This is a genomic window from Archangium sp., from assembly GCF_036277355.1.
GTDB lineage: Bacteria > Myxococcota > Myxococcia > Myxococcales > Myxococcaceae > Archangium.
On the sequence record NZ_DASUNC010000027.1, the window covers coordinates 20,425 to 37,797 of the forward strand.

Below are 17,373 nucleotides of genomic sequence, written 5' to 3' on the forward strand. Positions count from 1 at the left end.
AGCGGACCCGGCCAGGGGTGTCAACGACGGCGAGCGCTTGTCTTCCTTCGTCCGTCCGGGGGTTTACGGCCAGGGTGTTTCGGTTGGCACTGCGGACAGCAATGGGTGGTGCGGCCTCCCTGGGGGAAGGATTGCACGGTCGTCCCGCACCGGGCACACGCCGTCCCGGCGCGCCCGTAGACCAGGAAACGGTTCTCCGCGCCGTCCTCCAGGTACGCGGGCTCCTCGCCCTGCTGCTCCTCGAGGCCGAAGGTGATGGAGGCGTGGATGGCCTCCGCCAACCGCAGCCACTCCTCGGGCGTGAGCGAGCCGGGCTTGCGCGAGGGGTGCAGGCCGGCCCGGTAGAGGGCCTCGGCGGCATGGATGTTGCCCAGCCCCGTCACCCGGCCCTGGTCCATCAGCGCCACCTTGAGCTCCTGCTTCGAGGGGCCCACGGCCTCCTGGAGCTGCGCGGCGGTGAGGCCATCGGCGAGCGGGTCCCGCCCCAGCTCCTTTACCGCGTCCAGCGCGTACAGGCGCGAGGCGGCGCACGGCTCCATGCGGCCGAAGAGGCGCGAGTCGGCGAAGTGGATGACGTCGCCGGAGTCCAGGTGGAAGCGGGCGCGGCTGTACGGGACGGAGGCACCCTCGGGGCGGCGGACGAAACGGCCCGTCATGCCCAGGTGGGCCATGAGGCCCCGGCCTCCCTCGAAGGTGAAGAGGAGGTATTTGCCGCGCCGCTCCAGGGACACGAGGCGGCCCTTCAGGGACGCGAAGTCCTCGCGGCGGGCCCCGCGGAAGACGCGGGAGTCATCCGCCTCGGCCCGCACCACGCGGCGGCCGTCCAGCCAATGGACGAGGTTGCGCCGGGCGATTTCGACTTCCGGAAGCTCGGGCATGCGGGTGTGCGGCATAACACCCCGCGCACGTCCCACGCAGTGCTTAGTTGTTGCCGCGCTCACATCTGCGCGAAAGAACCCCCCGCGCCCCGGCGCGCCCCGAGTACAAGGGACGCCCTCTTCGCAACGCTCCTTCTCCCCATCCGGAGGCCCTCACATGGCCGACATCCAGAAGAAGTACACGCCCATGCAGTTCACCCACCTCAAGGGACTCAAGGGCATCAGCGACGCGGTGCTCGAGTCGCACTTCAAGCTGTACGAGGGCTACGTCAACCGCACCAACAAGCTCACCGAGCTGCTCTCGGGCCTGCAGGCCAAGGGCGAGGCCCTCGGCTCCAACCCGGCCTACGCCGAGATGACCCGCCGCATGGGCTTCGAGTACAACGGCATGGTCCTGCACGAGTACTACTTCGGCAACATGAAGCCGGGCGGCTCCAGCACGCCGGGCGGCAAGCTGAAGCAGGCCATGGAGCAGAGCTTCGGCTCCTATGAGAACTGGCTGACGGACTTCAAGGCCGTGGGCACCTCGCCTGGCATCGGCTGGGCCGTCACCTTCCAGGATCCGCGCACCGGCTGGCTCTCCAACCACTGGATCACCCTGCACGAGAACGGCAACATCGCCGGCTACACGCCCATCATCGTCATGGACGCGTGGGAGCACGCCTTCGTGCCGGACTACAAGCCGTTCGAGCGCGCCAGGTACGTGGACGCCTACTTCCAGAACATCGACTTCGACGCGTGCGAGGCGCGTCTGAAGAAGTAGTCCCTCACGGGTCAGGACTTCTTCTTCCCACCCCGGGGCCGCGGCGTCCGTTCGCGGCTCTCCCGCGCGGCCTGTGGACGCACCCGGAGCGAGCCCCGGGTGGCGGGCTCGCGCACCTCGCGGCGTCCGGCCGCCCTGCCCTCCCGGGCGACGCGCGGCACCTGCACCTCCTCCACCCGCGCCTCCGGGGCCGGAGCCTCGGGAGGCACCTCGCGGACGCCGTGCTTCTGGGCCCGCCGCTCGAGGAAGCCGAGCAGCCGCTCGCGGTGCGTGTCCTGGTAGCGCTGGGGCTCGAAGTCCACGGCGCGGGCCTCGACGGCGCGCAGCACGGCCTCCACCTCCGTCTCCACGGGACGGGGCGTGGGCAGGGACAGCTCGGGGAAGCTGTCCTGGGAGATGACCTCGTCCGCGTAGTGCAGCGTGGAGAGCACGAGGCCCCGTCCATGCGGCCACACCACGCACAGGTGCCCCTTGAGGTGCATCACCAGCCGCCCGATGCCGGCCCGGCCCGAGGCCCGCAGCGCCATGGCCAGCGTGGCGTAGGGCCGCAGCGCCTTCTCCCCCGGCATCACGTGGTAGGTGGTGTCGAAGAGGATGGGATCGATCTCCGACAGCTCGATGAAGTCCTCCAGGTCCACGGTGCGGCTGGCCAGCGGGTCGAAGGCCTCGAGCTCACCCCGCGTCACCTCCACGTAGCGGCCGGGGCGGATTTCATAACCCTTCACCACGTGCTCGAAGGGCACCTCCTCCCCATCGGCGGAGCACACGCGCTTCTGCTGGATGCGGGCACCCTCCGCGTCGTGCAGGAGATGGAACTGCACCTGCCGGGGCGACACGGCGCCGTAGAGCCGCACCGGGACGTGCATGTGCCCGAAGCCGATGGCGCCAGTCCAGACGGGACGAGACATGTGGGGCCTCCCTGGCACCCGCAGGGGCGCCGTCTCCTAAAATCCGCAGTGCCCGGAAGAGCGGCAAGGCACTCCGCGCTCACGGCCAGGGGCCCGCAGGGACGGCTGCCTCGGCACATTGCATCTCCGTTCACAGGCGGCCGTCTGGCGATGAAGACACCCGGCAACGGACGCTTGCCCAGTCCCGGGACGCTGAGTACGACCCCCGGGTCATTCCGGCAGCACCCAGAACAAGGAAGGCAACGCATGAAGCGGATTCTCTCGGTGGTCATGACCCTCTCGCTGGCCATGGGGTTCACGACCGGTTGCGCGGCGGGCAAGAAGGTCAACGTGGGGCGCACGGCGGCGGCCCTGCTCATCTCCGACCAGCAGGAGGCGCAGCTGGGCATGCAGGTGAAGCAGGAGCTCGAGACGAAGGAGAAGATCAAGTACGTCGAGGACCCGGCGGTGGTGGAGTACGTGAACAACCTGGCGAAGCCCATCCTCCAGGCGGCGAACCGGGACCGGGCGAACGTGAAGTGGAAGGTGAGCGTCATCGATGACCCGAAGACGGTGAACGCGTTCGCCACGCCGGGCGGCTACCTGTACGTGTACACGGGCCTGCTGCTGGCGGCGGACAACGAGGCGGAGCTGGCCGGAGTGCTCGGGCACGAGGCCGCGCACGTGACGGGCCGGCACTCGGCGCAGGCGCTGATCCTCCAGTACGGCCAGCAGGCCATCATCGAGGCGGCGCTCGGGAAGAACCCGGGCACGGCGGCGCAGATCGCCTCGAGCCTGGCGGGCACGGGCACGGGGCTGGCCTTCAGCCGGAGCAACGAGACGGAGGCGGACGAGCTGGGCGCGAAGTACACCTCGGCGGCGGGCTATGACCCGCACGGGCTGGTGACGTTCTTCCAGAAGCTGGCGTCGGCCGAGGGCAAGACGCCGGGCTTCATGAAGTGGCTGAGCACGCACCCGCCCAGCGCGGACCGCGTGCAGCACCTCAACAGCTACATCGCGAAGAACCACCTGACGGGCTCGAACCAGGGAACGGGCGGTCTGGCCGCCATCAAGGCGCGCCTGAAGCAGTAGGCCGCCGGGCCCACGCCGGGGCCCTCAATGCAGGGGGGGGTGCTGTCCCGGCTCCTCCCGCGGCGGCGAGCCCTCGCCGGAGTCCTCCTGGACCTCGGCGGGGGGAAGGACCTCGGGGGAGGCGCGCTCGGCCATGCGCCGGCGCCAGCGCCAGAAGGCGAGCCGCTCCCGGCCCGAGCGCGGCCCCCGGGGAGCGCCCTGGAGGTGGGGCGCCTCGATGGGCGGAGGCTTGCCTTCCGCCTGGGCGGCCTCGGCCTCGGCGTGCTCGAGGACGGCATTCACCTCGCCGCCGAGGATGAAGATGAGGCCGGTGAGGTAGAGCCACAGCAGCAGCACGACGACACCGCCGATGGAGCCATAGGTGACGTTGTAGCGGCCGAAGTGCTCGACGTACTGCGTGAAGCCCCAGGTGGTGAGCAGCCACAGCAGGGTGGCGAGCACCGCGCCGGGCGAGAGGAACTGGTAGCGGTGCCGGACGGCGGGCAGGCGCCAGTAGCACAGGGCCAGCGCCAGCATGACGAGGCATGCGGTGAAGGGCCAGCGCAGCCAGTACCAGACGGCGTGGTAGACGTTGAGGAAGTGGAGACGCCCGGCGATCCACTCGCCCACCCGGCCGCCCAGCAGGAAGAGCGCGAAGGCGAGCGGGAGGAGCAGCGAGCCCGCCACGGTCATGAGGATGGCGAGCCCCTGGGTCTTCCAGTAGGGCCGGTACTCGGGGACGTCGTAGGCGAGGTTGAGCGCGCGGCGGAACGCATCCACGCCCCGCGAGGCGGTCCAGAGCGCCACGAGGAAGCCGAGCGTGATGAGGCGCGGCTGGCTGTCCTGGACGAGCGACTGGAGGTGGGCCTGGACGACCTGCAGGGCCTCGGCGGGCATGAGGGGGCCGAGCCGCTCCATCATGGCGTCCACGGCGCCCGGGGCGAACGGCAGATAGGCCGCGAGCGTCACGAGGAAGAAGAGGAAGGGGAAGAGGGCGAAGAGGAAGTAGAAGGCGAGCTGGGCGGCGCACTCGGTGACGGCGTCCTCCTCGAGCTCGACCCAGAGACGCCGGGCGAACTCCCGCCAGGTCAGGTGTCCGGGCTTTCGGAACGGCATGGCCTCCCCGCACTGTCGCGGATTGAAGCCTCGAAGGTGGGGACGGGTGGGCCTTCGTGCAGCAAGGAACCGGGCAGGGGCTCGGCGTCTACTCCCCTGCCCTGGACCTGCTAGCCTTCGCCTCCACCATGCTTCCGTTCCCTCTCGTCGTCTTCCTGACGCTCGCCGCTGGATCCGATCGCACCGTGCCCGTGGGGTGCCGTGAGGATTTCGAGACCTGCCGCGAGGACTGCACCATCGACTACGGTGGCAGCACGACGAAGTACCGCCAGCTCCGCCAGTGCCTCCAGGGCTGTGAGAAGGAGCAGTCGGAGTGCACCACCCGGCACTACTCGCTGCGGGACACGGGCTACGACGAGCCCGAGCGGGACAACCAGGAGCCGGCGGCGCGTCCGGAGACGCCTCGGGACGGGGTGCGCCGGGGGGTCTACCGGGCCGGGGACTCGGACCCGGCGCCCGAGGCGGAGCCGGCCATGACGAAGGAGCCGGAGCCCGAGCCGAAAGCGGAGGCGGAGCCGGAGCCCGAGCCAAAGGCGGAGTGGAAGCCGGAACCCGAGCCCGAGGAGCGGCCGGCGCCGAAGCAGAAGAACGCGGTGAAGAAGGCATCGGGGAAGAGCGGGGACATGCGCATCTTCGGTGATGAGGAGCCCGAGGCCGAAGCCGCGGCCGAGCCCGAACCGGAGCCCGCGCCGAAGCCGGCACCGAAGCGGATGGAGCCGCCACCGCGACCGGCGCCGCCGCCGGAGCCGAAGAAGAAGGACATCTCGGACTGGGATCCGAACGAGCGCTGATCTCCCCGCCCCTACGCCTCCCCCGCCACCTCCACCTCGCGCCGAGCAGCGGGCACGAGCGGAGCACTCTGCGTCAGCCGTACACCCGCAATCACCAACCCGCCCCCGAGCGCCAGCCCCCAATGAAGCGCCTCGCCGAGCAACAACCAGGCGGCGAGAGCGGTGGTGGCGGGCTGGAGGTTGGAGAAGACGGCGACGCGAGAGGCGGGGACCTTGGAGAGGGCGTAGTACCAGATGAGGTAGGCGACGACGGACGTGAGGACGGCGAGGTACGCGATGCTGCCGAGCGCGGGGAGGCTGGCGGAGAAGGTCCGGGCGGGAGCCAGCGCGAAGGGAGTGACGGGCAACAGCAGCACGGCGGCGGCGATCATGCTCCAAGCGGTGGAGCGAATGGGCCCGTGAGCGGCGGCGAAGGGCTTGCCCTCGGTGGTGTAGACGACCCAGGCGCTCACGGCGGCGAGGATGAGCAGATCACCCACGAGCGAGCCGCGAGCCGAGGCCAGTCCACGGCCGAGCAGCAGCACCACCACACCGGCGAGCGCGGTGAGAATCCCGAGCGTGGCGCGAAGGGACGGAGGCTCGTGCCCGCGAGCGAGGCTCACCAGGTACACGCCGAGCGGCGTGAGCGCATAGAGCAGGGCGGCATGGGCCGCGGTGGACTGGGAGAGCCCGTAGAAGAACAGCATCTGGTTGATGGGGCCGGCGAGCAGGCCGAGCATCAACACGCGGCGCCACTCGGAGCGCGGAGGCAGCTTGGGGCCGGGCGTGAAGAGGAGCAGCAGGCAGAAGACGGAGGCGCAGAGGAGGAAGCGCCAGAGCACGACGGTGACGGGAGGCAGCTCCTCCATGGCGCGTTTGCCGGCGAGGTAGGTGCCCGTGTTGATCAACACCTGGACGAGCAGCGCGGCGTAGATGGGGCCGAGCGACGCCTGGCGAGGAGAGACGGCTTCGAGGGAGGATGCGCGCATCGCTTCGCGCCACGTAGCAGATTGCCCGGCGGCCCGGAACATCGCCGGGCACTTCGAGCAGGTGACGCGCCGCATCTTGTCGGCTGGAAGGAGGCCCGGCGCACCCCGAGTCCGCGCGAGGCGAGCCCCGAGGTACGGGGGCGGCCAGGGCGAAGCCGCTCCGGCCACCGGCGTGCGGAACGAGGCAGCTACGCGTCCAGGTGACGGAGCGCCCACTGCGCGGCGTGACGCACCTGCTCGCTGGAGTCCTGGCTCAGCGTCTCCAGCAGGGAGCGGGCCTCGGCCTGCTTCATCGCGCCCAGGGCGTACACGGCATTGCGGCGCAGGCCGTCGTACCTGGCCCGCGCGAGCGGCGTCCCGGGAATCAGCCGCTCGTACTGCTCCGGGGTGAGCGCGGCCAGCTCCATCACGCCGAGCTCCGCCACCGCCCGGGGCGAGAACCGCTCGTTGGGCGTGAACACGGGGCTGCGGTTGAGGGGACAGACGTCCTGGCAGATGTCGCAGCCGAAGACGATGTTGTCCATCTCCACGCGGAAGGACTCGGGCACCTCGGCGTGGCGGTTCTCGATGGTCTGGTAGGAGAGGCAGGCCCGGGCGTCCACGCGGCCCTGGCCCAGCAGCGCGCCGGTGGGGCAGGACATGATGCACTTGCGGCAGTGGCCGCAGCGGTCGCTGGCGGGGCCTCCGGCGTACGCATCCACCTCCGCGTCCAGCACGAGCGCGGACAGCAGCACCCACGAGCCGAAGGGCTCGGTGATGAAGCACCCGTTCCTGCCCACGTAGCCCAGGCCCGCGCGCGCGGCCCACACCTTCTCCATCAGCGGGCCCGAGTCCACGCTGCCGTAGTGGTGCACGTCGGGGTACGCCTCCGAGAACAGCTTGCGGAAGGCCTTCAGCTTGTCGCGCAGGGTGGAGTGGTAGTCGCGGCTGCGCGCGTAGCGGGCGATGGGCGAGTCCGCGGCCCGGGGCTCATCGCGGTAGTAGTTGGTGGCGAACGCGATGACGGTGCGCGCACCGGGGAGCAGCTGGGAGACATCCAGCCGCTCGGCGGCCCGCGTGCCCATCCAATCCATGTCCGCGGCACAACCGGACTCCAGCCAGCCGAAGAGGAACTCGGGAGGAATGGGCTCCGCGCGCGCGAAGCCCACCAGGTCGAAGCCGACCTGCTCGGAGAGCTGACGGAGATGGGCGGTGGGCAGCGGAGTCACGGTCCCCTACATAACGGCTACTTCGACGGCTTCTCCGGTATCCACTTCACGTCCTCGACGCCAGCCCGGTGGTTGGCGATGCGAGCCATGACGAACAGCAGGTCCGAGAGCCGGTTGAGGTAGACGACGGCCTCCTGCTGGGCCTCGCCCTCGCGCAGGGCGGCGACGACGCGGCGCTCGGCCCGGCGGCACACCGTGCGGGAGAGGTGCAGCGCGGCGGCCGCCTGGCTGCCTCCCGGCAGGATGAAGTGCGTCATGGGCGACAGCTCCGTCTCGAAGGTGTCGATGGCCTTCTCCATGTCCGTCACCCACTCGGCCTTGAGCTTGGGGATGTGCTCGGAGGCCTTGGTCCCCACCGGTGTGGCCAGCACCGCGCCCACGGTGAAGAGCTGGTCCTGCAACCGCAGCAGCAGCGCGTCCAGGTCCGACGGCATGGACAGGGAGCGCGCCAGGCCCAGCGAGGCGTTCAGCTCGTCCACCTCGCCGTAGGCGTCCACGCGCACGCTGTCCTTGCGCACCCGGCCTCCGCCGAACAAGCCCGTCTCTCCCGCGTCCCCGGTCTTCGTGTAGATCTTCATGGCGGCGCCCTTCTAATGGCTTCCCGTACGTCACCGCCACCGGAAGGCGTCTCCATCGTGTACGGCGGGCTCGTACCGGGTGCCTCCGTTGTGGATCCAGCATCCCCCGTGCGCCGGAATGTCGCGCGTTCCACAGCACCTGGGATAGAAGCCCGTCCCCCCTTTGCGCCTGGCGACGGGCGGGTGATCGATCCGACCATGAAACAGTACCTCGCCCTGCTCGAGCACGTCCTCCACCACGGAAACAAGAAGAGCGACCGGACCGGGACCGGGACGCTGAGCATCTTCGGCCATCAGATGCGGTTCGACCTCACGCAGGGGTTCCCGCTGGTGACGACGAAGAAGCTCCACCTCAAGTCCATCATCCACGAGCTGCTGTGGATGCTCGCGGGTGGCACCAACGTGAAGGACCTGCAGAAGCACGGCGTCACCATCTGGGACGAGTGGGCGGACGCGGAGGGCAACCTCGGCCCCATCTACGGGCACCAGTGGCGCTCGTGGCCCAGGCCCGGCGGCGGCTCCATCGATCAAATGAGCCAGCTCGTCGAGCAGCTGAAGAAGAATCCGGACTCGCGCCGGCACATCATCAGCGCGTGGAACGTGGCGGACCTGGACGCGATGAAGCTGCCGCCCTGCCACATCCTGTTCCAGTTCTACGTGGCGGACGGGAAGCTCTCCTGCCAGCTCTACCAGCGCAGCGCGGACATCTTCCTCGGGCTGCCCTTCAACATCGCCTCCTACGCGCTGCTGACGATGATGGTGGCGCAGGTGACGGGGCTCCAGGCCCACGAGTTCATCCACACCACGGGCGACGCGCACCTGTACCTCAACCACGTGGAGCAGGCCCGCGAGCAGCTGAAGCGCGAGCCTCGTCCGCTGCCGAAGATGACGCTCAACCCCGACGTCCGCTCGCTCTTCGGCTTCAAGTACGAGGACTTCACGCTGAGCGGCTACGAGCCGCATCCCGCCATCAAGGCGCCCGTGGCCATATGAGGACCGTCTCCGCCATCGTGGCCATGGCCACCAACCGGTGCATCGGCCGGGACAACACCCTGCCCTGGCGGCTGCCGGCGGATCTCAAGCGCTTCAAGCAGCTCACCCTGGGGCACACGCTCGTCATGGGCCGCAAGACGTACGAGTCCATCGGCCGGCCACTGCCGGGCAGGACCACGGTGGTGGTGACGCGCCAGCGCGACTACGCGCCCGAGGGCGTGCAGGTGGCGCACTCGCTGGAGAAGGCCCTGGAGCTGGCGCGCGGCGACGAGGTCTTCATCGCGGGTGGCGCGGACCTCTACCGGCAGGCCATGGCGCACGTGCGGCGGCTGTACCTCACGCGCATCGGCCGCGACTACGAGGGCGACACCTTCTTCCCCGAGGTGGACCTGTCCGCCTGGAGGCTCGTCTCCGAGGAGCACCACCCGGCCACCGCCACCGAGCCGCCCTTCTCCTTCCTCACCTACGAGCGCTCGTAGGGACTCGAACCGGCTGGCCGGGGAGAGCCGTCTCCGCTCGCGCGCGAAACCAGCGCTCCGCTGCTTCGTCCACCGGGAACAACGACTCGATCGTGAGCTCCTGCGAGGTCACGTCGAGCGGCGTGCCGATCGTCGTGAGCAGGGTGAAGAGCCGCAGCTCGTCCGGGCCTCGGCGAAGATGGAGCACCGCCACCGGAGCGGCCCCCGGCGGCGTCCCCCCGGAGAGCGCCGAGACCCCTGGATAGGTTCGAATCTCCTCGAGCAGCTCGCGGCGCTCATCGTCCTCGGGATGCGACAGGTGCGCGCGCTCGACACGCTCGAGCACGACCGCGGCGACCTCGGTCCAGTTGACGATGTGCGGCCGAAGACCTTCGGGGTGCAGCGCCGCGCGCACCAGGTTGGTCGCGATGCGGGCTGGAGCTCCCCCAGGCTCGAGGAAGGCCGCGAGCAGACGCTGGGCACCTTCATTGACGCGCAGCACGTTCCAGCAGCGGTCGATGAGCACCGCGCCGTAGGGCTCCTGCTGGGTGAGCACGAGCCCGATCGCCCGGTTCACCGGCGCCATGGCGAGTCCATCCAGGGGGGTCGCCGGATAGACGGCGGCGAATCCGGCGCTCACGAGGAGCGCGTTGCGCTCCCGCAGCTCGAGCGCGAGCACGCCGGCGAGCAAGAGCACCATCTCGCGGCTCGGCCGCGCCTTCCCCGTTTCGAGGCAGCTCAGGTGACGGGGCGAGACCCCGGCTTCCAGACCGAGCTGCTCCTGACTCCACCGGCGGTGGGTCCGGTGTTGTCGGAGGAGACGCGGGAAGCCCTCGGGCATCGCTTCACTGTAGCCGCGCGCGCCTCGTGGCCGCCATGACCTTCGAGGTCATGGATTTCACCCTGGGGACGCCGCATGGATAGGCGCGTGATGACAACCAACGAGGAGCCCCAATGACACACACCCTCCACAAGCGCTGGCTCAAGCTCACCGCCATCGTCATCGGTTCATTCGGACCGGTGTTCTTCCTCGGCACGATGGCGGCCACGCTGGAACCCGCGCGCTTGACGCTGGACCTCTTGAGCTGGCCCGTCGACGGTGCGACGACCTATGCGCATCCCGACACGCGCTTCCTCTCGGCGCTGACCGGCGGCTTCCTCTTCGGCTGGGGCGTGACGGTGTGGTGCCTGTCCACCTGGGTCTACGATCTCGCTCCCGAAGCCGTGCGCCGCGCCGTGCTCGCCGGGCTCTGCGCCTGGTTCTGCCTGGACAGCTCGGGCTCCCTGGCCTCGGGCAATGCCTCGAACGTGCTCTTCAACGTGCTCGTGCTCGCCCTCGCCGCGGGGCCACTCTGGGTGCCCGCGCGGGGTGGAGCCGGCGGCGAACGCCTCCAGACGGCCGGGGCCCACGAGGAGACCCGCTCATGAGCGCGTTCCGCTTCCTTCTGCTGCTCATTTTCGTGGCCGTCGGCGGCTACACCAGCGTCGTCGCCTCGAACCACGGCATGGGCCTGCTTCCCATCTTCTTCGGCGACATGGCGAAACTGGGGTGGCCGGGCCAGTTCAACCTCGACTTCATGTGCATGCTCGCGCTGTCGGGGCTGTGGGTCTCCTCCCGGCATCGGTTCAGCGCGCCTGGCATCGTGCTGGGCGTGGGGGCGTTCCTCGGCGGTGCGCTGTTCCTGAGCGTCTACCTCTTCGTGGAGTCATTCCGGGCCAGCGGCGACACCGCCTCGCTCCTCCTCGGAAAGAGCCGGGTGCCCGCCTCCTTCCCGAAATAGGCCGGAGACACCGGGGACCGGTCGTGTCCCGGCGCGCTCACCGCGTCCGGCGCAGGTTGCCGTCGTACTCCACCAGGGCCTCTCGTTGTTCCGGTGTGGCCATGTCGCGAGCGGCCGCGAGGATGGGCTCCCACTGGTATCCCGCGAAATCGTTGAGCGCATCGATCACCACCTCGGCCCAGTCGTAGGGGTCTGTGACGGGTGAGAGGCTACGGAACCAGGCCGGAAGCACTGCTGCCCAGTCCACGCCGACCTGCCATGAGCCGGCCTCGTCAGCGAAGAAGACGATGTCGGCCTCGCAGCGGTCGATCTGGCGCATCAGATCGATGAGAAGACCCAGCCCCTCGCGGGCCACGCCGAGGTCTCCCGCGCGCTCCGCCCTCATGCAGGCGTCGAGCAGCCGCGAGTGCTCCGCGATGAAGGTCTCCGTGCCGCGTGACTTCTCCATGAAGTTGCGCGAGCTCACCGTGAAATCCTGGTAGTAGCGCCCGGCGAGGCTCTCGCGATGGAAGCGACGGATGGTGTGCAGCAGCTCGGGCTCCGCCCGGCCGTCCGCAACGACATCCTCCAGGCGGACGTAGTCGGCGACGAGCTCGGGGAGCACCTCGTTCGGGAGGAGGTCGATGGCTCGGTCCAGCCAGACCCGGAGCCCCACGCCATCGAGCCCGCGAGCATGGGCGCGCACCTTCTCACGGTCGAATCGGGCAGTCTTCTCGCGTCGGCTCATCGGTCGAATGCCTCCTTGGCACGGCCCGGGTCGAGGCCGCCCGCCACCAACCAGGGTCTGGCGTGCATCCTGAACAGACTGACGGGAAAAGTCACGTGGTGGGTGGATGACCTGGGAGATGATGCGCCTCAGGGGGCTGGAGTGCCCGCCCGGGACCAGTGGCTATTGCGGCCCGGTCCCTGCGGGAAGGCCGCGCACGGGGGCCAGGACCTTCTTGCCCTGGAGCCGGGCAATCCACCGCGTCGCCGCCTCGCCCCGGTGGGTCGTTTCGAGGCGGAAGGTGCCGTCACGGCGAACAATGACGTCGGTCTTCATACAGCGCCCGCGGACGTAGTCGGCGCTGAAGTGGAGCTCTCCGCTCTCGAAGCGGAAATGGCGCAGCATGTCACCGGAGGTCCAGTGGTCGGTGGCATCGAAGTCCATCTCCGACACGCCGCGCGGACGGGCATCAGCGAACGAGAGCAGGCCGAGCGAGTACAACAGCCCCATGCCGGCGAACTCGACATCGTCGTCCTCTGCCTCGCCCAGGCGCCCCTCGATGACCAGGTGCCAGTCGTCGGCGGACGTGGGCTGCTTCTCGGTCTTGACGACCTTGATGTCCACACATGCGATGCTGCGGATCAACTCGTGCTCGATGGGTTCGGTCATGCGGCGCGATACTACCGCAGAAGTAGTAGTGGAGAACGGATATCCGGTCGAGAGCAGCCCGGCATGGTGAGAGCGCTCCGCCCCTGCCTTCGAGGCGCCCCCCCCGTCCTCCGAGCCCCCACGAACCCCACTGTTGGAAACGATGAGCTCGGCCCCTTCCATCGAATTGATTTTGATTATCAAAATTGAAATACGAGCGAAGGACTGGTAGACCGTGGAATGTGAAGCGCACCGGCCTCCTGCTCCTGTCCCTGTTGCTCACGGCGCCCCTGGCGTCCGCGGAAGAGGGTGCGTCCGAGGGGCGCACCTGGCACCGTCTGGTGGGCATCCTCCAGTACCTGCAAGCCGACTACCCGGCGGCGGTGGAGTCGAAGTCCGACTTCGAGCTGGCCGAGCAGCGCAGCTTCATCGCCGAGGCGACCGAAGCGGCCGGTGAGCTGGGCTCCCGGGGCCAGGCGTTCCTGCCGCGCCTGAAGGAGATTCAAGCGCGCGTGGACAAGGCCGAGGATCCCGAGGGCGTCAGCCGGGACTGCGGCGAGCTGGTGGAGGACCTGGTGCTCGCCGGGGGCCTGGCGCGCAGCCCGCGGACGCCGCCGGACCTCGAGCTGGGTGCCCGGGTGTACCAGCAGAGCTGCGTGGCCTGCCACGGCACGGACGGACGCGCGCAGGTGCCCATCGCCGAGACGATGGAGCCCAGGCCCGCCAACTTCCATGACGCGGACATCATGGCCGGGCTCACCCCGTACAAGGCCTTCAACACCGTGGGCTTCGGCGTGCCCGGGACGCCCATGCCCGGCTTCCCCACCCTCACCGAGGAGGAGCGCTGGGCCGTCGCCTTCTACGTCCACACGCTGCGCCAGCCCGCGTGCGAGGGCAACCCGCCGCGCGTGTCGCTGGAGAAGCTCGCCAACGCCACGGACCCCGAGCTCGTCCAGGCCCACGGGCAGGAGCACCTCGCGTGCCTGCGCCGCAAGATGCCCGACGTGGACGAGGAGCGCGGCCTGCTGGCGGCCCGGAGCCACGTGGAGCAGGCGCTGAAGCTGGGTGCCGCCGGGGACTCCGTCGGGGCACGCAACGCGCTGCTGGACGCCTACCTCAACGGGCTCGAGCCGGTGGAGTCCACGCTGCGGGCCCGCAGTCCGGACCTGGTGCTGAAGCTGGAGAAGGCCTTCCTGGACACGCGGCTCGCCGCCGAGAAGAAGAGCCCGCACCTCCAGGACGAGGGCCGCATCCTCCTGTCCCTGCTGGACGAGGCGCGGCGCGGCAGTGGCACCACCGCGGGCTTCGTCTCGGTGCTGTGGCTCACCGTGCTCATCCTCCTGCGCGAGGGCTTCGAGGCCACCGTCATCGTCGCCGCGCTGCTCGCCATGCTGCGCAAGATGCAGGCCACGGCGTACGCCCGCGTGGTGCACGCCGGGTGGATCTCCGCGCTGGTGGTGGGCGCCCTGCTCTTCATCTTCGGCCGGCACCTGCTGGGCGGCGCCAACCGCGAGATGCTCGAGGGCGTGGCCGCGCTCGCCGCCGTGGTGATGCTGCTGTACGCGGCCCTGTGGCTCAACGCGCGCGCCAACATGAGCCAGTTCATGGGCGAGCTGCGCGAGAAGATGAAGGGCGCGCTCGGCAAGGGCAGCGCCGCCGGCCTGTTCGCCATCGCCTTCTCCGCCGCGCTGCGCGAGAGCGTGGAGACGGCCATCTTCCTGCAGGGCCTGGCCTTCGACTCGGCGTCCGGCGTGGCCTGGGGTTGTGCCGCGGGCGCCGTGGCGCTCACCGTGCTGGTGCTCTTCATCAACCGCGTGGGCTACAAGCTGCCCATGAAGACGCTCTTCAAGGCGTCCACGGTGCTGCTGGTCGTCACCGCCGTCATCCTGCTCGGCAAGGGCCTGCGCGCCCTGCAGGAGGTGGGCATGGTGCCGCTCAGCCCCATCCCCCTCTTCACCTTCGAGCCGCTCGGCATCTTCCCGGATGCCCTGACGTTCTTCCCCCAGGTGGTGCTGGCGGCCATCCCGCTCGTCATGCTCGTCATCAAGCGGCGCGGCGGCAGCACGAGGCTGGCGGACGCCTCGTAGTCGAGGACGACCCTCACCCCCCGCCCTCTCCCAGAGGGAGAGGGCGCGCACCTCACGACACGGCGGCCAGCAGCGACTGCACCAGCCCGCGCAGCTCCTGGGTGGAGAAGGGCTTCTCCACGCGGTGGTTGGGTACCTGGTTCAGGAAGTCGCGGGCATTGGCCGTGAAGGCTCCACCGGTGAGGAACACCATGCTCCCGGCCAGCCCGGGCGAGTGGTTCGCCACCGCCTGGTGCAGATCCATCCCGCTCATCTCCGGCATCATCAGGTCGCACAGGATGAGGTCGAAGCGCTCTCCGCTGATGAGCCGCGCCTGGGCCTCCCGCGCGCTCGTCAGCGCGATGACCTCGTGCTCCCGCTGCAGCGTCCGGCGGATGGCCATGCCAATCATGGGCTCGTCGTCCACCACCAGGATGCGGCCGCGCCGGGAGGCCGCGGGTGCCACGGCCTCCTTCACCGGCTCGCTCGGGCGCACCACGTTGGCCGCGCGGAGGATGACGCGGAAGGTGCTCCCCTTGCCCACCTGGCTCTCCACCTCCATCCGTCCACCGAAGCTGGTGATGATGTCCTGACAGATGGGCAGGCCGAGCCCCGTTCCCACGCCCACGGGCTTCGTCGTGAAGAACGGCTCGAACAACCGCTCCAGGTTCTCCGGGGGAATCCCCGAGCCCGTATCCCTCACCTCGATGGCCAGGCCCTCGGCATGCGTCCGCGTGAGCACGCGGATCTCATGGAGCTCCACGTTCCCCTCGGGGATGGCCTGGGCCGCGTTGACGAGCAGGTTCACCATCACCTGCCCGAGCCGGCCCTCGTGCGCCTCGGCCACGAGCGGGTCCGTGAAGTCCCGCACCAGCCGGGCGCGGTGTTTGATCTCATTGGAGGCCATGCTGATGGCGCTCTCGAGCACGCGCGTCACCTCCACGGGCTCGGGCCGGGCCTGCTCGTCCGCGCGCGAGAACATCTTCAACTGCCGCACGATGTCGCGCACCCGCGTGGCGCCGAGCTGCGCGTCGGAGACCAGCTTGCGCACATCCTCCTGCTCGCCCGTGGGCAGCTTCAGCCGGGGGAGCACGTCCGACTCCAGGTGGCTGAGGTTGGCCACCGTGAAGGCGAGCGGATTGTTGATTTCGTGCGCGATGCCCGCGGCGAGCGTCCCGAGCGAGGCCATGCGGTCGGCGCGCACCAGGCGGGCCTCCATCTGCCGACGCTCCGTCATATCCCTCACGAGCCAGACGATGCACGGATGGCCGTCGAACACGCTGGGCGCATGGGCGAGCTCCACGAAGACCGGAGTCCCGTTCTTGCGCACCATGCGGATCTCCATGGGAGGAGGCGCCTTCGACTCCTTCTCCGCCTGGTCGTCCCGGGGGAGCAACGCCCGCGACTCGGCGTGGATGAACAGCGCCTCCAGCTCGGCCCGCGAGCCCCCCAGCAGCTCGTCCGCGGACGACAGGCCAATCAGCGACACGAGCGCGGGGTTCGCATAGACGAGCCGCTCGTCCTGCGTCACGCCGATGCCGTCCGGCAGCCGCTCGATGAGGGCGCGGAAGCTCGCCTGCGAGCGGCGCAGCGCCTCCAGCGTGCGCGCGTTCTGGAGCGCGTAGCGGATGGAGCGCGCCAGCAGCGTGGGCGTCAGCTGCGACTTGTCGAGGAAGTCGGCCGCTCCGGCCTTCAGCGCCTGCTCGTCGAGCGCATCGTCACTCATCCCCGTCAGCAGGATGACCGGGCCGAGCCACCCCTGCTGCCGCATCCGCGCGAGCAGCTCGAGTCCCGTGCTGGCATCCAGCCGGTAGTCGAGCAGGCACACGTCATGGCGCCCGGTCTTGAGCTCCGCCAACGCCTGCTCGCCGTTGTCCACCCACTCGAGCACCATGCGTCCGTTGCTGATGGTGCGAAGGGCGTCCCGCGTCAGGACGAAGTCATCCTCGTCATCCTCGACCAGCAGGATGCGGATGAAGGGCTGTTCTGCATCAGGTTTCATGGGGACCAGCGGGGCGTGGCAGTTCGACGATCTGGAACCAGTGCTTGTCGAGAACCTTCACCACCTCGACCAGCCCATCGAACGTCACGGGTTTGGAGATGAAACAATTGGCCCCGAGGTCATAGCTGCGCAGGATGTCCTCCTCGGCCTTGGATGTAGTGAGGACGACCACCGGAATCTGCCGCAGCGTGGGGTCGGATTTGATCTCCCGCAGCGCCTCGCGGCCGTCCTTGCGGGGCATGTTGAGGTCCAGGAGGATCAACCCCGGCCGGGGCGCGCTCTTGGGGTCCGAGTAGGCGCCGCGGCGGTAGAGGTAGTCGAGCAGCTCCTCCCCATCTTCGACGAACCGGAGCTCGTTCATGAGCCGGCTCTCCTGCATGGCCGTGCGGGCGAACTCCCGGTCGTCCATGTCGTCATCCGCCATCAGGATCGTGACGGGCTTTCGGTGTGGCATGGGTC

Annotated in this window: 19 protein-coding genes; 8 read left to right on the top strand and 11 right to left on the bottom strand. The window is 69.5% G+C overall.

The features are described 5' to 3' along the window. Positions 1-20 precede the first annotated feature (20 nt). On the bottom strand, positions 21-878 hold the full coding sequence (gene mutM, locus VFZ09_RS07485) for a bifunctional DNA-formamidopyrimidine glycosylase/DNA-(apurinic or apyrimidinic site) lyase (protein WP_329726797.1): 858 nt from the start codon (positions 876-878) through the stop codon (positions 21-23). A gap of 157 nt (positions 879-1,035) precedes the next feature. On the opposite strand from mutM, the gene VFZ09_RS07490 reads away from it, so the two are divergent. Beyond that, positions 1,036-1,641 (top strand): Fe-Mn family superoxide dismutase, encoded by a 606-nt coding sequence (locus VFZ09_RS07490; protein WP_329726798.1) that lies wholly within the window; start codon positions 1,036-1,038, stop codon positions 1,639-1,641. Between the two features lie 11 nt (positions 1,642-1,652). Here VFZ09_RS07490 and VFZ09_RS07495 read toward each other — a convergent pair whose 3' ends face one another. Continuing rightward, a complete protein-coding gene (locus VFZ09_RS07495; protein WP_329726799.1) occupies positions 1,653-2,549 on the bottom strand; it encodes a Ku protein in 897 nt (298 codons plus the stop codon). A gap of 246 nt (positions 2,550-2,795) precedes the next feature. Between VFZ09_RS07495 and VFZ09_RS07500 the strand changes: the two genes are divergently transcribed. Further along, entirely contained in the window at positions 2,796-3,620 is an 825-nt protein-coding gene (locus VFZ09_RS07500) for a M48 family metallopeptidase (protein WP_329726800.1), read from the top strand. Between the two features lie 24 nt (positions 3,621-3,644). On the opposite strand, the gene VFZ09_RS07505 is transcribed toward VFZ09_RS07500, so the two are convergent. Beyond that, positions 3,645-4,715, bottom strand: coding sequence for a YihY/virulence factor BrkB family protein (locus VFZ09_RS07505; protein ID WP_329726801.1), 1,071 nt, complete (start codon positions 4,713-4,715; stop codon positions 3,645-3,647). A gap of 56 nt (positions 4,716-4,771) precedes the next feature. Here VFZ09_RS07505 and VFZ09_RS07510 point away from each other — a divergent pair, with 56 nt between their 5' ends. Further along, entirely contained in the window at positions 4,772-5,506 is a 735-nt protein-coding gene (locus VFZ09_RS07510) for a hypothetical protein (RefSeq protein WP_329726802.1), read from the top strand. Between the two features lie 11 nt (positions 5,507-5,517). Here the strand turns inward: VFZ09_RS07510 and VFZ09_RS07515 are convergent, their stop codons facing one another. The 3 genes from VFZ09_RS07515 to VFZ09_RS07525 all read right to left on the bottom strand — a co-directional run bounded on the left by VFZ09_RS07515 (position 5,518) and on the right by VFZ09_RS07525 (position 8,260). Continuing rightward, positions 5,518-6,474 carry a DMT family transporter gene (locus VFZ09_RS07515; RefSeq protein ID WP_329726803.1) on the bottom strand — a complete coding sequence of 319 codons (957 nt, stop codon included), beginning with the start codon at positions 6,472-6,474 and terminating at the stop codon, positions 5,518-5,520. Between the two features lie 188 nt (positions 6,475-6,662). After that, the gene (queG, locus tag VFZ09_RS07520; RefSeq protein ID WP_329726804.1) at positions 6,663-7,682 is read right to left on the bottom strand and encodes a tRNA epoxyqueuosine(34) reductase QueG; all 1,020 of its coding nucleotides are present in this window, start codon (positions 7,680-7,682) and stop codon (positions 6,663-6,665) included. 17 nt (positions 7,683-7,699) lie between these two features. Beyond that, on the bottom strand, positions 7,700-8,260 hold the full coding sequence (locus VFZ09_RS07525; RefSeq protein WP_329726805.1) for a cob(I)yrinic acid a,c-diamide adenosyltransferase: 561 nt from the start codon (positions 8,258-8,260) through the stop codon (positions 7,700-7,702). A 198-nt stretch (positions 8,261-8,458) separates the two neighbouring features. Here VFZ09_RS07525 and VFZ09_RS07530 point away from each other — a divergent pair, with 198 nt between their 5' ends. Beyond that, positions 8,459-9,253, top strand: a complete 795-nt coding sequence (locus VFZ09_RS07530; protein WP_329726806.1) for a thymidylate synthase — start codon at positions 8,459-8,461, stop codon at positions 9,251-9,253. Continuing rightward, entirely contained in the window at positions 9,250-9,732 is a 483-nt protein-coding gene (locus VFZ09_RS07535) for a dihydrofolate reductase (protein WP_329726807.1), read from the top strand. The genes VFZ09_RS07530 and VFZ09_RS07535 overlap by 4 nt, the downstream gene beginning before the upstream one ends. Here VFZ09_RS07535 and VFZ09_RS07540 read toward each other — a convergent pair. Further along, entirely contained in the window at positions 9,713-10,552 is an 840-nt protein-coding gene (locus tag VFZ09_RS07540) for a helix-turn-helix transcriptional regulator (RefSeq protein ID WP_329726808.1), read from the bottom strand. The genes VFZ09_RS07535 and VFZ09_RS07540 overlap by 20 nt on opposite strands. Positions 10,553-10,665: 113 nt before the next feature. On the opposite strand from VFZ09_RS07540, the gene VFZ09_RS07545 reads away from it, so the two are divergent. Further along, positions 10,666-11,139 (top strand): hypothetical protein, encoded by a 474-nt coding sequence (locus VFZ09_RS07545; RefSeq protein ID WP_329726809.1) that lies wholly within the window; start codon positions 10,666-10,668, stop codon positions 11,137-11,139. Beyond that, positions 11,136-11,492 carry a hypothetical protein gene (locus VFZ09_RS07550; RefSeq protein ID WP_329726810.1) on the top strand — a complete coding sequence of 119 codons (357 nt, stop codon included), beginning with the start codon at positions 11,136-11,138 and terminating at the stop codon, positions 11,490-11,492. Before VFZ09_RS07545 ends, VFZ09_RS07550 begins: the two co-directional genes overlap by 4 nt. 37 nt (positions 11,493-11,529) lie before the next feature. Here the strand turns inward: VFZ09_RS07550 and VFZ09_RS07555 are convergent, their stop codons facing one another. Then, complete coding sequence (locus VFZ09_RS07555) at positions 11,530-12,219, bottom strand: hypothetical protein (RefSeq protein WP_329726811.1); 690 nt, start codon at positions 12,217-12,219, stop codon at positions 11,530-11,532. Between the two features lie 162 nt (positions 12,220-12,381). Next, complete coding sequence (locus VFZ09_RS07560; RefSeq protein WP_329726812.1) at positions 12,382-12,867, bottom strand: hypothetical protein; 486 nt, start codon at positions 12,865-12,867, stop codon at positions 12,382-12,384. Between the two features lie 221 nt (positions 12,868-13,088). Between VFZ09_RS07560 and VFZ09_RS07565 the strand changes: the two genes are divergently transcribed. Beyond that, on the top strand, positions 13,089-14,933 hold the full coding sequence (locus VFZ09_RS07565) for a cytochrome c/FTR1 family iron permease (RefSeq protein WP_329726813.1): 1,845 nt from the start codon (positions 13,089-13,091) through the stop codon (positions 14,931-14,933). Between the two features lie 52 nt (positions 14,934-14,985). Here the strand turns inward: VFZ09_RS07565 and VFZ09_RS07570 are convergent, their stop codons facing one another. Continuing rightward, positions 14,986-16,914 (bottom strand): response regulator, encoded by a 1,929-nt coding sequence (locus VFZ09_RS07570; RefSeq protein ID WP_329726814.1) that lies wholly within the window; start codon positions 16,912-16,914, stop codon positions 14,986-14,988. Then, positions 16,904-17,368, bottom strand: coding sequence for a response regulator (locus tag VFZ09_RS07575; RefSeq protein ID WP_329726815.1), 465 nt, complete (start codon positions 17,366-17,368; stop codon positions 16,904-16,906). Before VFZ09_RS07575 ends, VFZ09_RS07570 begins: the two co-directional genes overlap by 11 nt. Between the last annotated feature and the right edge of the window lie 5 nt (positions 17,369-17,373).